The 14,044-nt window shown below is 73.9% G+C and carries 17 protein-coding genes; 10 read left to right on the top strand and 7 right to left on the bottom strand.

Features of this window, described 5'->3' with window-relative positions; genetic code table 11:
• Nucleotides 1-510, bottom strand: a complete 510-nt coding sequence (locus AB0K03_RS38025; RefSeq protein WP_364695948.1) for a hypothetical protein — start codon at nt 508-510, stop codon at nt 1-3.
• 96 nt (nt 511-606) lie between these two features.
• On the opposite strand from AB0K03_RS38025, the gene AB0K03_RS38020 reads away from it, so the two are divergent.
• Nucleotides 607-852: a DUF2630 family protein gene (locus tag AB0K03_RS38020; protein ID WP_364695945.1), complete on the top strand. Its 246-nt coding sequence runs from the start codon at nt 607-609 to the stop codon at nt 850-852.
• A gap of 46 nt (nt 853-898) precedes the next feature.
• Here AB0K03_RS38020 and AB0K03_RS38015 read toward each other — a convergent pair whose 3' ends face one another.
• Together AB0K03_RS38015 and AB0K03_RS38010 are read right to left on the bottom strand one after the other, a co-directional pair.
• The gene (locus tag AB0K03_RS38015; RefSeq protein WP_364695995.1) at nt 899-1,783 is read right to left on the bottom strand and encodes an RIO1 family regulatory kinase/ATPase; all 885 of its coding nucleotides are present in this window, start codon (nt 1,781-1,783) and stop codon (nt 899-901) included.
• Between the two features lie 180 nt (nt 1,784-1,963).
• Nucleotides 1,964-2,614 (bottom strand): HAD family hydrolase, encoded by a 651-nt coding sequence (locus AB0K03_RS38010; protein WP_364695942.1) that lies wholly within the window; start codon nt 2,612-2,614, stop codon nt 1,964-1,966.
• A gap of 133 nt (nt 2,615-2,747) precedes the next feature.
• Between AB0K03_RS38010 and AB0K03_RS38005 the strand changes: the two genes are divergently transcribed.
• From AB0K03_RS38005 to AB0K03_RS37990, 4 genes are read left to right on the top strand one after another with little or no spacing between them, the layout of a single operon-like run.
• Complete coding sequence (locus AB0K03_RS38005) at nt 2,748-3,323, top strand: helix-turn-helix domain-containing protein (RefSeq protein WP_364695939.1); 576 nt, start codon at nt 2,748-2,750, stop codon at nt 3,321-3,323.
• Between the two features lie 57 nt (nt 3,324-3,380).
• Nucleotides 3,381-4,298: a TIGR04222 domain-containing membrane protein gene (locus tag AB0K03_RS38000; protein WP_364695937.1), complete on the top strand. Its 918-nt coding sequence runs from the start codon at nt 3,381-3,383 to the stop codon at nt 4,296-4,298.
• On the top strand, nt 4,295-5,206 hold the full coding sequence (locus tag AB0K03_RS37995) for a DUF692 domain-containing protein (protein ID WP_364695934.1): 912 nt from the start codon (nt 4,295-4,297) through the stop codon (nt 5,204-5,206). Before AB0K03_RS38000 ends, AB0K03_RS37995 begins: the two co-directional genes overlap by 4 nt.
• Complete coding sequence (locus AB0K03_RS37990; protein WP_364695931.1) at nt 5,203-5,640, top strand: hypothetical protein; 438 nt, start codon at nt 5,203-5,205, stop codon at nt 5,638-5,640. The genes AB0K03_RS37995 and AB0K03_RS37990 overlap by 4 nt, the downstream gene beginning before the upstream one ends.
• 8 nt (nt 5,641-5,648) lie before the next feature.
• On the opposite strand, the gene AB0K03_RS37985 is transcribed toward AB0K03_RS37990, so the two are convergent.
• Together AB0K03_RS37985 and AB0K03_RS37980 are read right to left on the bottom strand one after the other, a co-directional pair.
• Nucleotides 5,649-7,592, bottom strand: coding sequence for a hypothetical protein (locus AB0K03_RS37985; RefSeq protein ID WP_364695928.1), 1,944 nt, complete (start codon nt 7,590-7,592; stop codon nt 5,649-5,651).
• 140 nt (nt 7,593-7,732) lie between these two features.
• Entirely contained in the window at nt 7,733-8,095 is a 363-nt protein-coding gene (locus AB0K03_RS37980; protein ID WP_364695925.1) for a nuclear transport factor 2 family protein, read from the bottom strand.
• Nucleotides 8,096-8,204: 109 nt separating this feature from the next.
• On the opposite strand from AB0K03_RS37980, the gene AB0K03_RS37975 reads away from it, so the two are divergent.
• Nucleotides 8,205-8,963: a helix-turn-helix transcriptional regulator gene (locus tag AB0K03_RS37975; protein ID WP_364695923.1), complete on the top strand. Its 759-nt coding sequence runs from the start codon at nt 8,205-8,207 to the stop codon at nt 8,961-8,963.
• A 10-nt stretch (nt 8,964-8,973) separates the two neighbouring features.
• Nucleotides 8,974-9,729 (top strand): SDR family oxidoreductase, encoded by a 756-nt coding sequence (locus AB0K03_RS37970; protein WP_364695920.1) that lies wholly within the window; start codon nt 8,974-8,976, stop codon nt 9,727-9,729.
• On the opposite strand, the gene murF is transcribed toward AB0K03_RS37970, so the two are convergent.
• Both murF and AB0K03_RS37960 read right to left on the bottom strand, forming a co-directional pair.
• A complete protein-coding gene (murF, locus tag AB0K03_RS37965) occupies nt 9,675-11,054 on the bottom strand; it encodes a UDP-N-acetylmuramoyl-tripeptide--D-alanyl-D-alanine ligase (RefSeq protein ID WP_364695917.1) in 1,380 nt (459 codons plus the stop codon). The genes AB0K03_RS37970 and murF overlap by 55 nt on opposite strands.
• A gap of 22 nt (nt 11,055-11,076) precedes the next feature.
• Complete coding sequence (locus tag AB0K03_RS37960; protein WP_364695914.1) at nt 11,077-11,712, bottom strand: M15 family metallopeptidase; 636 nt, start codon at nt 11,710-11,712, stop codon at nt 11,077-11,079.
• Nucleotides 11,713-11,941: 229 nt separating this feature from the next.
• On the opposite strand from AB0K03_RS37960, the gene mug reads away from it, so the two are divergent.
• From mug to AB0K03_RS37945, 3 genes are all read left to right on the top strand, one after another.
• Nucleotides 11,942-12,601 (top strand): G/U mismatch-specific DNA glycosylase, encoded by a 660-nt coding sequence (gene mug / locus AB0K03_RS37955; protein ID WP_364695911.1) that lies wholly within the window; start codon nt 11,942-11,944, stop codon nt 12,599-12,601.
• A gap of 10 nt (nt 12,602-12,611) precedes the next feature.
• Nucleotides 12,612-13,322 carry a septum formation family protein gene (locus tag AB0K03_RS37950; protein ID WP_364695908.1) on the top strand — a complete coding sequence of 237 codons (711 nt, stop codon included), beginning with the start codon at nt 12,612-12,614 and terminating at the stop codon, nt 13,320-13,322.
• A gap of 115 nt (nt 13,323-13,437) precedes the next feature.
• A complete protein-coding gene (locus AB0K03_RS37945) occupies nt 13,438-13,992 on the top strand; it encodes an RICIN domain-containing protein (protein WP_364695905.1) in 555 nt (184 codons plus the stop codon).
• Nucleotides 13,993-14,044: the final 52 nt, after the last annotated feature.

Raw genomic sequence — 14,044 nt, 5'->3', positions numbered from 1 at the left:
TCATCGCCAGTGAGCCAGCTCCTCCTCGAACTCCTCGTCATCGTCGTCGGGTGGCAACGGCCCCGTACGCCACATGTCGAAGAGGAACTGCTCCTCGCCCCACGCGCGCTCGGCGGCCGCGTCGTCCAAGCCGATCTCGACCGCTTCGCGGCCCCGCCATGACGCGCGGAGCCCGTAGACTCCCGGCTCGCCGAGGTCGATGACCTCCGGGCTGCCGCCGGTGATCTCGTCGGCGACCATCTCGCCGGTCGGGCAGTGCAGCTCCATCTCGTGGGCGCCGTCCCAACCGGCTTCGTGCGGGGGCGGCCCGGGCCAGAGCCGGACGGTGAGCCGGGCACGGCGCGAGAGGGCCTGCGCCGCGACGCGGTAGGTGGACGCTCCCACCACGGTCCGCAGGGACGCCGTGATGGACTCGCCACCGTCGTCCGCGTCGCACCAGCGGTCGCGGAATCCGAACATGCCGTAGAAGATCCAGACGAGAAGGTCGTTGCGGGCGAGGGGTTCGGCCATGACCGGGATCCTGCCGCGGGGGTACGACGCTTCCGCCGCCGGCCGGCCAAGCGGAGGAGCCCGCCCCGCTACACCGCCCGAGGCTAGGCTCGGCGCATGAATGACAAAGAGGTGCTGGGCCGGATCAGCGGCCTGGTCGACGAGGAGCACGAGCTGCGCCAGCAGCTGAGCCGGGGAAAGCTCACCGCCGAGGAGGAGCACACCCGCCTGAAGGAGGTCGAGGAGGCCCTCGACCAGTGCTGGGACCTGCTGCGCCGGCGCCGGGCCGCGCGGGAATCCGGCAACGACCCGGACGCGGAGCAGGCTCACAGCACCAGCGAGGTCGAGAACTACCTGCAGTGAGACGGACCGGGCCCGGGCGCGCTGAGCGGGTCCGGGCCCGGCCTCCTCAGCGCAGCCCGGCTTCGTACGAGAGCCGTTCGATCAGGTCGTCGGCGTTCACGGTGAGCCCGCGGGAGGTGAACCAGGCGGCGACGTTGCGGACGTCGCGCGCGAGGAACTCCGCGCCCCGGGGGTTGGCGATCACGTCCACGACCTGCGGCAGGTCGATGAGCACCAGCCGGCCGTCGTGCACCAGCGTGTTGTACGGCGACAGGTCGCCGTGCGCGAGCTGGGCCCGGGCCAGCACGCTGAGCGCGTCCACCATCTGCCGCCACAGGTCCTCGAGGTCCTCGCGGCCGGGCCGCACCTGGGCGAGCCGGGGCGCCGCCTCGCCGGTCTCCCAGTCGCCGATGAACTCGAGCATGAGCTCGGTGCCGATGAGCTGCGCCGGGTACGGCACCGAGATCGTGCCGCCCTCCTGCCCGACCTGCCAGAGCCGGGTGAGCGCGCCGAACTCGGCCGCCGCCCACTGCCCGGCGATGAGTTCCTTGCCGAACGAGGTGCGGTTGGTCATCGCCCGCATCTCGCGGGACCGGCGGACCCGGCGTCCCTCGAGGTAGCCGGCGTCGCGGTGGAAGAGGCGGTGGTCGCCGTCGCGGTAACGCTTGGCCGCGAGCAGGCTGACCTCGCCGGTGTCCGGTACGGACCGGCGGACGAGGTGGACGTCGGCTTCCTTGCCGGTCTTGAGCATGCCCAGCTCGACGTCCACGGCACGGTGTTCGGTGCGGACCCAGCCGGGACGGGGTTCGGGTCCGTGCAGGGCGCCGTCCCAGGTGGACCAGCGGTCGCCGGTCTCGGGCAGGTCGGGGTCCTCGGACAGCTGCGGCTCGAGGCGGCCGCGTTTTACGAAGTCGGGTTCGTCGTCGTCGAACTTGCGACGGCCGCGGCGCATGGTTGCGGGGCCGGAAGAGTCGTGCTCGCGCACTGGAGGGTCTCCTCGGAGAAGGAAGGGAGTTTCTGAACCTGGGCACGGCGAAGAACAGCGACAGCCATGAGGTCCACCCCCTTCTCTCGAGAAACCTGCGGAGCACGTACGGGTGCACTCTTCCGGAGGATCCCCGGAGCGCGCAACCTATTTTCCGGTCGCCATGATGGCCGACAGGCCTTGGATGACGTTGCCGACGACGCGGGTGGGCGCGAACCGGTTGTCGAGCCACTCCCGGCCCCGGTGCAGCCACACGCTCGGTAGCCCCATGGCCGCAGCGCCGCCGATGTCGGCCTCGGGGCTGTCGCCGACGATCCAGGCGCCGGCGAGGCGCATCCGGACCCGCTGGGCGGCGAGCGCGAAGATGCGCGGGTTGGGCTTGCTGACCCCGGCCTGCTCGGAGATCACCCAGTCGGCGATGTAGCGGTCCAGGCCCGTACGCCGGATCCGGGTCTCCTGCTGCTCGTGCGGCCCGTTGGTGACCACGACGGGCACCCACCCGGCGTCGCCGGCGATCTGCAGCGCGCAGGCGACGAGCGGGTCGAGCCGCTCGTACGCGAGCGGCCCCTCGAGCAGCTCCTCACGCAGGTCGATCGACGGCACGTCGAGCTGGTAGCGGTCGCGGATGAGATCGGCGAGGTCCCACCGGGACGTCAGGCCGTCGGCATCGACGGAGAGTAACCAGTCGAGATCTTCCTGTGGTGCCTCGATCTCGTCGAGGAAGCCCTTCGCCCACAACTTGAACGCACCGCTGCGGTCGAGCAGGGTGTCGTCCAGGGCGAGGAAGACAAGAGGCACCCGGGCACTGTACGTGAGTGAATACGGGAGCCAACAGCCCAACAGTGTTAACAACGGTCGGCCCCGGAGCCGAACCCTGCCAAGCCGTACGTACGGATTGCAAGCGCCGGAACGGTCATGACACCATCGTGGCGTGCCCAGGGTAAGCCAGGACCAGCTAGAGGCCCGCCGCCACGAGATCCTCGGGGCCGCGCGCGGCTGCTTCGCGCGGTACGGCTACGAGGGCGCCACCGTCCGCCGCCTCGAGGAGGCGACCGGATTGTCGCGAGGCGCGATTTTCCATCATTTTCGCGACAAGGACTCCCTCTTCCTCGCCGTGGCCGAGGACGACGCCGCCGCCATGGTCGAGACGGTCGCCCGCAACGGCCTGGTCCAGGTGATGCGCGATCTGCTCGAGCGCGCCGGCGGCAGCGGTGACACGGCCGGGTGGCTCGGCAGCCAGCTGGAGGTGTCCCGGCGGCTGCGTACCGACCCCGAGTTCGCCAAGCGCTGGGCGGAACGCTCCGCCGCGATCGCCTCGGCCACCCGCGACCGGCTGCAGCGCCAGCGCGACGCCGGGGTGCTGCGCGACGACGTACCCGTTGACGTGCTGACCCAGTTCCTGGAGCTCGCGTACGACGGCCTGGTGCTGCACCTGGCGACCGGTCGGCCGGCCGGCGAGCTGAGCCGGGTGCTCGACGTGGTCGAGGGAGCCGTTCGGCGGTCGTGACGGCGTTGCGCCTACCTGCACAATGAGGCCAGCAACCCTGCTATCACGGGAGGTCACATGGCTATCGCGGCCCAAGGCGACACCTGGGGCATCCCCGGCATGACCTTCCTCGGTCTCTACCTCGCCGCGCTGGCGACGGTGGCGGTGGTGGCCGCCGTCCACCGCAGCATCCTGTTCGCCGGGACGCGCGGCGCCCACGTCGACAAGCTGGGCCCCCAGCAGATCGCTTACCTCAACGGCGGTGACCGGCTCGCCGTCTACGCCGCGCTCGGCGGGCTGCGCGGCGCCGGCGCGATCAGCAGCGCCCCGGACAAGACCCTGTGCCAGAGCGGCCCGATGCCCAGCGGCGTCACCCCGCTGGACACGGCGGTCTACAACGCCGCCGGCAAGCGCATCCGGGCCCGCGAGGTCCTCACCGACGCCTGGGTCCGCTCCGCCCTCGACCAACTGCGCGCCGGTCTGGAAGCGAACGGCCTCGCGGTGACTCCGGCCGCACGTCGCACCGCGCGGCTGTGGGCCTTCGCCGGCCTCGCGCTGCTCGTCGTCGGCCTCGCGCGGCTGTTCGCCGGTCTCGCCGGCGGCAAGCCGGTGCTGTTCCTCTTCTTCGCGCTCGCCGTCACCGGCATCGTCACCCTCAAGCTGAGCCAGGGTGCGCAGCACGCGACGAACGCGGCCCGCAAGAGCATGGCCCAAGTACGCCGCCAGTACGACTACCTGTCCCCGCGCCAGTCCCCGTCGTACGCGACATACGGCGCGACCGGCGCGGCGATGGGCGTGGCTCTGTTCGGCGCGGCATCGCTGTACTCGATGGACCCGGCCTTCGCCGCGGAGGCGGAGATCCACCGCGGGACCAGCGGGATGAGCAGCTTCGACAGCGGCAGCAGCTCGAGCTGCGGCAGCAGCAGCTCCTGCTCCGGCGGCAGTTCGTGCGGTGGCGGCGGGGGTTGCGGCGGCGGAGGCGGGTGCGGCGGATGACCACCGGCGCCGGCCCGACCGACCACGCCGCCGGCAAGCCGGCCGGCCGGACCAACGACGGCCCGCCCGGCAGGACCGCCGGCGGCCCGGCACCGGCGTCCTACGGCGTCGGCATCGGCTGGCGCCCCGAGATCTCCGGCTTCGTCACCGGGCTGCCGGGGCTGCGCTTCGCCGAGGTGGTCGCCGAGTCGGTGCACGCCCACGGCGACCTGCCGCTGGGCCTCACCCAGCTGCGCGAACGCGGCGTCGCCGTGGTGCCGCACGGCGTGAAGCTCTCCCTGGGCGGCGCCGAGCCCGTCGATCCGGCCCGGGTGACGCACCTGGCCACGGTCGCGCAACGCCTCGGCGCGCCGATGGTCAGCGAGCACATCGCGTTCGTCCGGGCGGGCGGCGTCGAGGCCGGGCACCTGCTGCCCGTCCCGCGCAGCCGGGAGGCGGTGGACGCGGTCGTCGCGAACGTGCGGCGTACGCAGGCCGAGCTGGACGTGCCCATCGCCCTCGAGCCCATCGCCGCGCTGTTCGACTGGCCCGGCGACGAGCTCGACGAGGGCGCGTTCCTCACCGAGATCCTGGAGCGTACGGACGCCCTCCTCCTGCTGGACGTGGCCAACGTGTACGCCAACGCCGTCAACCGCGGCACCGACCCGGCGGCGCTGTTCGACCGGGTGCCGCTGGAGCGGATCGCGTACTGCCACGTGGCCGGCGGCTCGGCGCACGACGGCGTCTACCACGACACGCACACCGACGCGGTGCCGCCGGAGGTGCTGAAGCTGGTCGCCGAGCTGTGCGCCCGGCACCGGCCTCCCGCGCTCATGCTGGAGCGCGACGGCGACTATCCGCCCGCCGGCGAGCTGCGCGCCGAACTGGACGCGATCGCCGCGGCCTCCGGCTATCCCGCGGTCACATGAGCTCGCTGGGCGAGCGGCAGGCGGCTCTCGTGGCGGCGTTGACGTCCGGGGCCCCCGTACCGCCGGGTTTCGACGACCGTCTGGTCGGGATCGCGCGGGTCGCGCTGCTGCGCAAGCGTGCCGGGGAGGTCGCGCGGCAGTGGCCCGGCCTGGCGGCCGCGTTCGGCACGCGATGGCTGGCGGAATGGTCCGCGTGGGCGGCGTCGCGGCCCACGCAGGGCTCGCTGCGCGACGGCTGGGACCTGGCACGCGAGCTGGCCGCCCGGGACGCCCTGCCGCGCGCGGCCGGCGCGGAGCTGGCCGCCCGGGAGGCGACGATGCGCTACGACGGCCGGTCCGCGCCGCGTCCCCGCCGGCTTCCCGCGATGGGTACGGCGGCCGGATCGGTCGCGGTCCAGGCCGGAGGACGGGTACGCATCCTGCGCCGCGGCTGACGGCCGGCTCATCCAGCCGTGGAGAGCCCGTCCCGGAGCACCTCGTCGTTGATGACGATGTCGTCGTCGATCCCGGCGGCCTGGATCCGCTCGTCGCGGCGCACGAGCGCGGCGATCTCGGCGGTCGCGCCCATCTCCCGCAGCAGCCGCGTCGCCGCCGTCACCCGGCTGCCACGATCGATCGCGCCGAGCACCACCGGCACGAGCTCCGCGGCCGGCACCCCGAGCCGCCACAGCGCGCCGACCGCCTCGACATCGGCGCGCGGGTCGTCCAGCAGTGCCCGCAGCTCGGGCTCCCAGGTGACGAGCTCGCCGCGGAGGCGGACGGCCGACCCCTGCTCGACGAGTTCGGCGACCACGCTCGCCGCGAGGGCCGCCCGGGAGCCGCCGGTGCGCAGGATCGCCAGAACGGTCCGCAGCGCGGCCGTCGTGTCGCCGGTCGCGGCCATCACGACCTGCGCCGCCAGCAACTGGCCGGCGCACTGCGGCTGGGTCGCCGCGGCCTCACCGGTGAGCAGCAGCTCGAAGCCGGGCACGACCGGCTGGGCGAGCGGGCCGAGCACGCTCACGATGCCGGCCGGGATCGGCGGGCGGGCGCCGAGCAGGGCCCGCAACGCCGGCGCGGGATCGCCGGTGAGCCGGAACAACGCCGCCGCGGCGGGCAGGCCACCGGGCTCGGCGGCGAGCGTACGCAGGCCCGCGGTCATCTCGCCGCCCAGGTGGCCGGTCGCGAGCAGGGCCCGGGTGACCGCGGCCGGCGCATCCGGCAACGCGGCGAGCAGCTCGGGCACGGCGTCGGCGGCAGCGCCCTCCCAGCGGGCGAGCACGGCGCAGAGGGCCTCCACCGCCGGGCGGGCACCGGGATCCCCGGTCAGATCGCGCAGGGCCCGGCGGACCGCCTCGAGGACCGGCGGCGGGCAGGACACCGGCATGCGGCCGTGGACCCGCGGCGGGTGCCCGTCGCGGGCGGCCCGCACCACCGGCCCCACCCAGCGCGGGTCGCCGATCAGCATCAGCGTCTCGACGGCCTGCAACTCGACGGTGATCGACCGGCTCCCGGCGCTGCCCGGGTAGCCGGCCGCGATCTCGGCGAGCACGTCGGCGAAGGTCGCGGCGGCGCGTCCGCAGCGGCGCAGCGCCCCGACCGCGGCGTCCCGGGTCCGCGGGTCGTCCAGCAGCGGCTTGAGCAGCGGAACCAGCCCCACAGGCGCCGACCGGCTGTCCTGGCAGCGCAGCGTGAGCCCCCACGCCGCGGCGACGCGTACGTCCGTGGACGGCGAGCCGAGCAGGCGGGTGAGCAAGGCGGTGCCGGGGGCCGCGCGAACCACCACGTCCAGCCATTCGCCCGCCCCGGCGTGCAACCAGGACACCTCGACGCCGGCCTCGGCCGCGGTCGCCACGGCCTCGACGACCGCCGGGTCCTGCGGAAACGCCGTGCCGCCTCGGGCCAGAGCAACCGCAGCTGCCGCCCGTACGGCCGGAGAAGCGTCGGTGATCGCCTCCGTGAGCCGCAGGGCCAGCACCAGCGACGCACGCACCCGGGCGTCCTGTTCCCGCGGCCAGCGGGCCCGCAGCAGCGCGTCCTCGGTGCCGAGCTGGGCGAGCGCATAGGCGGCCGCCGCCCGCACCTCGGGGTCGGAATGCGCGAGCAGCGGCGCCAGCCGATCCCGCTCGGCCACCACGGCGGCACGCACGAGCGCGGTCTCGCCGTCGGCCTCCCCGGGATCGGCGAGCGCGCCGACCATCCAGACGAAATCCGCCCGCCCCTCGGCGGCCAGCTCGACGAGGAACGGCACTGCCGCGGCGGTCGCGGTGTAGACGGTCCCCTGGTGAAAGATGCGCCCGTAGAGGTCGGACAGCGCCGCCTCGCGCAGCAGCTCGGGCACGTCGTGCGCAGGGCCGTACGCGTGCGTCAGCGCAGCCCAGTCCACCTCGTCGAGTCCGTCCAGCACCGGGGCACCCTACCGGGCCGCACGCGGGTACGGCCGCCGCCGCTACGGCGCCGCGAAGGTGTCGTCCGGCACGGCGACGCCGGTCTCCACCTCGACGAACCCGAGAAGGAGCCGGTCGTCCAGGGAAGGCCGGCGCCTGATCATGCCGGCGCCCGGTCGATGAAGCCCAGCACCGTCCGGATCCGCCCGTCGGCGTCGCGCTCCACCACGTCGAAGCCGACCACCACCGGCTCGGCCTGCGCCGGGCCGAGGTGCCATGTGAAGCGGCCCTGGTCGTGGTGGGCGTCCGCCGGGCCGCCCGGCGTGAACACCAGGCCCGAAAACTGCTGCTGGGCCGCGCCGATCAGCGCGTCGAGGGCCTCTCGTCCCTGTACGGAGGCGATCGGGTCGACGTAGCGGACGTCGGCGCTGAAGACCTCCTCGATCGTGGCGCGGCGTACGGCGGGGTCGGTCTCGTTCCAGGCGGCCAGGTAACGCTCCACCACGGTGTCGAAGTCGCTCATGTCTGTTCCTTTCCGTCGGCGATGCGCCCACTCTCGCCCCACGCCGGTAAGCGGGTCGATTACCTCGGAGGTCATGGGAGGCCCGCGCCGGCCTCCCTACGATCGGCGCATGGGTGACGTGGGGACGCTGCTGCGGCAGTGGCGCGGGGACCGCCGGTTGAGCCAGCTGCAACTGTCGAGCCGGGCGGGCGTCTCCGCGCGGCATCTGTCCTTCGTGGAGACCGGGCGGGCCCGGCCGACCCGGGAGATGATCCTGCGGCTGGCCGAGGAGCTGGCCGTACCGTTGCGGGCGCGGAACGCGTTGCTGCTGGCCGGCGGTTTCGCACCGGCCTTCTCCGAGACCGACCTCGGCAGCCCCGACCTGGCGGCCGTGCTGGCCTCGCTCCGCGACGTCCTGGCCGGGCACGAGCCGTATCCGGCGGTCCTGGTGGACCGGCACTGGACGATGGTCGACGCCAACGCGGCGATCGAGGTGTTCACCGCCGGCGCGGCGGCGGAGCTGCTGGAGCCGCCGGTGAACGTGCTGCGGTTGTCCCTGCACCCGGACGGCATGGCGCCGCGCATCCGGAACCTGGCGCAGTGGCGTACGCATGTCCTGCATCGCCTGGACCACCAGGCCCTCGCCTCCGGCGACCCGGCGCTGCGCGACCTGCACGAGGAGCTGCGCGCCCTGCCCGGGCCGCTCGACGACCGGGAGCCCGGCGGTCTGGTCGTGCCGTTGCGATACGACGCCGGCGGGACCGAGCTGTCGTTCTTCAGCGTCACGTCCGTGCTCGGCACGCCCCGCGACGTCACCCTGTCGGAGCTCGCCGTCGAGGCGTTCCTGCCGGCGGACGAGCAGACCGCGCGGCACCTGCGCCGCGGATAGGATCGGCGGCATGGATCTGGGCCTCGCCGACCGCGTGTACGTCCTCACCGGCGCCTCCCGCGGCCTCGGCTTCGCCACCGCGCAGGCCCTCGTCGCCGACGGCGCGAAAGTGGTCGTCTCCTCGCGTTCGCAGGCCGGTGTCGACGACGCCGTCCGCCGCCTCGGCGAGTCCGCCACCGGCGTCGCCGCCGACCTCGCCGACGCCGGCTCGCCCGGGCTGCTCGTGCGGACCGCGACCGAGCGGTTCGGCCGCTTCGACGGCGCGCTGATCTCGGTCGGCGGCCCGGGGCACGGCACGGCCGCCGCGCAGACCGACGAGCAGTGGCGCGAGGCCTTCGAGACGGTGTTCCTCGGATCCGTACGGGCCGCCCGCACGTTCGCCGGCGCCCTCGGCGACGACGGCGTGATCGGCTTCGTGCTGTCCACCTCGGCCCGCACGCCGATCCCGGGGCTGGGCCTGTCCAACGGCCTGCGGCCCGGTCTCGCCGGGGTCGCCAAGGACATGGCCGACGAGTACGGGCCCCGCGGCGTGCGCGTGCTCAGCCTGCTCCCGGGCCGGGTGCTGACCGACCGCAACCGCGAGCTGTTCGCGGCCACGGGCGACCCCGAGCGGGCGGAGGCGCAGGCCACGGCGTCCGTACCGCTCGGCCGCCTCGGCGAGCCGGAGGAGTTCGGCCGGGTCGCCGCGTTCCTGCTCTCCCCGGCGGCGAGCTACCTGACCGGGATCGCGGTGCCGGTGGACGGCGGGGCCTCGCGCACCCTCTGAGCGAGCTCGGACAGGCCCAGGCTGTTCGACGCCTTCACCAGCACGATGTCGCCGGGCCGCAGCAGGTCCCGCAGAACCTCCTCGGCGCTGTCCCTGTCGGGTGCGTACGTGCCGCCGTAACCGGCCGCGTCCCGGTTCCCCACCGCGACCACCACGTCGACACCGAGGCGTACGGCGGCCCGCCCCACCTCCGCGTGCGCGGCCGCCGACGTGTCGCCCAGCTCGTTCATCTGCCCGAGCACCGCGACCGTCCGGCGGCGTCCGCCCGCCATCGCGGTCAACGTCCGCAGCCCGGCGACCATCGACTCCGGGTTGGCGTTGTACGCGTCGTCCAGCACGGTCACCCCGCCGGGGTGCTCGGTCACCCGCATCCGCCCCGCGGACCGGGGCGTGGCGCTGCTCAGCGCGTCCGCGACCAGCCCGACGTCCCGGGTGTGGTCGAGGGCCACGGCCGCCGCGGCCAGGGCGGCCGTCACGAAATGCTCGCCGTGCAGCCGCAGCGCCACGTCCGCCGTACCGTCCGGGGTCCGCAACCGGAACCGGGCGCGCGCCGCACCGTCCAGCTCCACCTGCTCGGCGCGGATCCCGGCGAAGGGATGCCGGCCGAACGTGACCACGCGCGCCGGCGTCCGCCCCGCCATCGCCGCCACCACCGGGTCGTCGGCGTTGAGGACCGCCAGCCCGGCCGGAGGCAGCGCCTCGACCAGCTCAGCCTTGGCCCGTGCGATCGCCTCGCGGCCGCCGAATTCGCCGATGTGCGCGGTGCCGACGCCGAGCACAACCCCGGTGTGCGGACGGACGACCGGCATCAGCGCGGCGATGTCGCCGACGTGCCGCGCGCCCAGCTCGGTCACCAGGAACCGGGTCTCCGCCGTCGTCAGCAGCACGGTTTCCGGGACGCCGATCTCGTTGTTGCGGTTGCCCGGCGGCGCGACGGTCGGCCCGAGCCGGCCGAGCACCTGCCCGAGCAAGTCCTTCGCGGACGTCTTGCCGGACGAGCCGGTCACCCCGATCCGGTGGACGTGCGGCAGGCGGGTGAGGACCTCCGCGGCGAGCCTCTGGTACGCGACCCGCACGTCCTCGACGACCACGGCGGGGACGCCGACCGGCCGCGACGCCAGCACCGCGGCGGCACCGGCGGCGACGACCTGACCGGCGAAGTCGTGACCGTCGCGGCGGGTCCCGGCGAAGGCGGCGAACATCCCGCCGGGCTCCACGCGGGAGGTCTCGTAGCGGACCGGGGCGGTCACGGTCGTCGCCGGGTCACCGTCACAGACGGTTCCGCGTACGACCTCAGCGATGTCCGCGAGCGACATGGGAATCATGGCCGGGCACGATAACGAGTGGCTACAACGGCCCGTACCTGGTGTGCGCGACGCCCGTGGTGAGCGCCCAGTAACGGTCCCCGTACGACCAGTGCCACCACTCGGTCGGGTAGTTCACCAGCCCCACGGCGGTCAGCGCGTCGATCAGCACCCGCCGGTTCTCCCCCGCCGCCGCGCTGATGTTGCGGGCCCCGGTGAAGCAGGCGTCGTCACTCTCGACCGGGGTCGCGTCGACCGCCGTACCCATGTCCAGCTCGATGCCCTCGGGCGTGCACAGCGTCAGGTCGACGGCGCCGCCGGTGCTGTGCGGCGCGACCTCCACCGGGGACACGAACTTGCTCGCCTCCACGCGCAGCCGCGCCTCGCCCCACGTGGGGTGCAGCCGGCGCAACTCCTCCTGGTAACGCGTGAAGATCGCCTGCTGCGCCGCGTACGGCCGGTAACCCTCGACCACCAGCAGCCGTACCCCGTCCGGCAGCTTGCTCTGCGCATCGACCAGCCGCACCGCGACCTCCGAGCGCAACCGGGCGTAGGCGCCGGCGGCGTCGGCGGCCCGGCCGTCGAGCCGCAGCTCGGGGATGTCGCGTACGTCGACGAGGGGATCGCCGTCGTCACGGCTGGGCACGGCGGCGACCCGTGGATCGGAGAGCAGGATCATCGTCCCGTCCCTCCTTCCCCGCCCGTCATGCCGCCGCACCCCAGCGTGCCCTGTCCCGCCGCCCGCCGCCGGGTACGCCCGCCGGACCACCCACTTGATGGACCCATGCCGCGCTCCTCCTGATCTTCGAAGGGCCCGAGTGTCACAGCGGCCGTCCACGTGCGGCCTCGGCGCGGGGCCGGGTTCCGCGCGCCGGGCTCTGCGCCTTCGGCGCGGATAGGCTCGGAACATGTCGTCCCGGCCCGGCCCCGATCTGCCCCTGCGTACCGGGACATCGGCCCCTTCGTCCCCCGCAGCCCTTCCCCGGCGCCCCACGCCGGCTGAGGTGACCGCGGCGGCCGGCCGGACGATCCCGGATCTGGTCGGGCCGGGTCTGCGGGTGCTCTTCTCGGGAATCAACCCGAGCCTGTACTCGGCGGCGACCGGCCATCACTTCGCCCGCCCGGGCAACCGCTTCTGGCCGGCCCTGCACCGTTCCGGCTTCACCGACAGCCGGCTGCACCCCTCGGAGCAGTGGTCGCTCCCCGAAGCGGGGCTGGGGATCACGAACGTGGTGGCCCGCGCGACGGCCCGGGCCGACGAGCTCTCCCCCGCCGAGCTCGTCGCCGGCGGCGAGATCCTCGCGGCGCTGGTGGACCGGTGGCGGCCGCGGTTCCTGGCGGTGCTCGGCGTCACGGCGTACCGGACGGCTTTCGCCCGCCCGAAGGCGGCGATGGGCCGGCAACCGGACCGGATCGCGGACGTCCCGGTCTGGGTGCTGCCCAACCCGAGCGGCCTGAACGCGCACTACACCGTGGACACGCTCGCCGCGGCGTTCGCGGAGCTGCGCGAGGCTGCCGATGCCGGATCGAGACCTTCAGGGACAGCGGTCGATCGGCCCGGTTGTTAGCGTCCTCGCCGTGACGCAGCAGCCCCTTCCCCAGCCGTACGCCTCCCAGCCCGGCCCGTACACCGCACAGCCCTTCCCGCCCGCCCCGGGCTTCGCGCCCCCGCCGCAGCAGGCCCACCCCGGCACGAACGGCTTCGCCATCGCCTCGCTGATCTTCGGCATCCTCGGCGGCGTCCTGTTCGCCACGGTCTTCGGCATCGTCGGGCTCGTCCAGACCCGGCGGCGCCGCCAGCGCGGCAAGGGCCTGGCGATCACCGGCCTCGTGCTCGCGGGTTGCTGGGTGACGGCCATCATCGTGGGAGTCGCCATTGCCGTCGCCACCGACGACACCTCTGCCGACGCCTCCGGGCGCGCCGGGTTCACCGGCGGCGTGGCCGATGCCTTCAACCGCAAGTCGTTCACCGACCTGCAGGTCGGCGACTGTCTCGGCAGCCTGGAAGGCCGCAGCAGCGTGCCGGTGGTGTCCTGCGGCAGGCCACACAAGGGCGAGGTGTACGCGACCTTCGACCTGCCGCGCGGCGCCTATCCGGGCGAGAAGGCGGTCGAGAAGCAGGCCAACGATCGCTGCACCGAGGAACTCGACCGGTATGCCCCCGACGGGGCTGACACCCTCGACGTCTACTACCAGTACCCGGACGAGAACTCCTGGTTCCTCGACCGGGGCGTCCGGTGCATCGCGAGCGACCCGAAGGGCCCGGTGACGGGTTCCCTGCGCGACTGACTCCGGTGGCACGGGCATGGCACGGGATGGCACGCCCCCAAGGTGAACCCGGGCGACGGGGACGGCGAGGTCCCGGCCCGGCACACCGAGGGAAGGGATCCGTTCCATGGGTCGCATGTTCCGTACCATCCTGGGCGCAGCCGCCGCCGCGATGCTGATGGCGGGCCTGTCCGTGGGCGCCGGCGCGTCCCCGGCCGCCGCCGCCCAGCCCGTCTCACCGAAGATCGGCGGCAGCTTCACCTTCATCAGGAACGTCGGCAACAACCTGTGCCTGGAGCCGGCCGGCCTGTCGACCGCCGAGTTCGCGGCCATCGTGCAGAACCCCTGCGTCACCACCGGGCTCGAGAGCATCGCGCAGGGATGGGAGTCCGAGAAGGTCGGCACAAACCACTACAAGTTCCGCAACCAGCTGAGCGGCTTCTGCTTCGACGCCTTCGACGGCGCGTTCAACGGCGCGCGGCTGCTGCAGGGCACCTGCGTACCGATCAGCAACGAGGAGTTCAACACGGGCGCGTCGCTGCCCAACGTGGTGAAGATCGAGTCGCGGGTGCACTTCACCGACACGGGCTTCTGCGTCGACGTGCCGGGCGCCACCGCGCAGCCCAACACGGCCATGCAGATCTTCCGCTGCAACGGGACCCTGGCGCAGCGCTGGGTGGTCGGCTTCTGATCGAACCGTACGGCGATGCCGGTCCGGGCGCTCGGAGGGGCGTGCGGGCCGG

The organism is Actinoplanes sp. NPDC049316 (assembly GCF_040677315.1).
GTDB lineage: Bacteria > Actinomycetota > Actinomycetes > Mycobacteriales > Micromonosporaceae > Actinoplanes.
The sequence above is the reverse complement of the archived record's forward strand: the minus strand, read 5'-3'. Positions and strand labels throughout refer to the sequence as shown.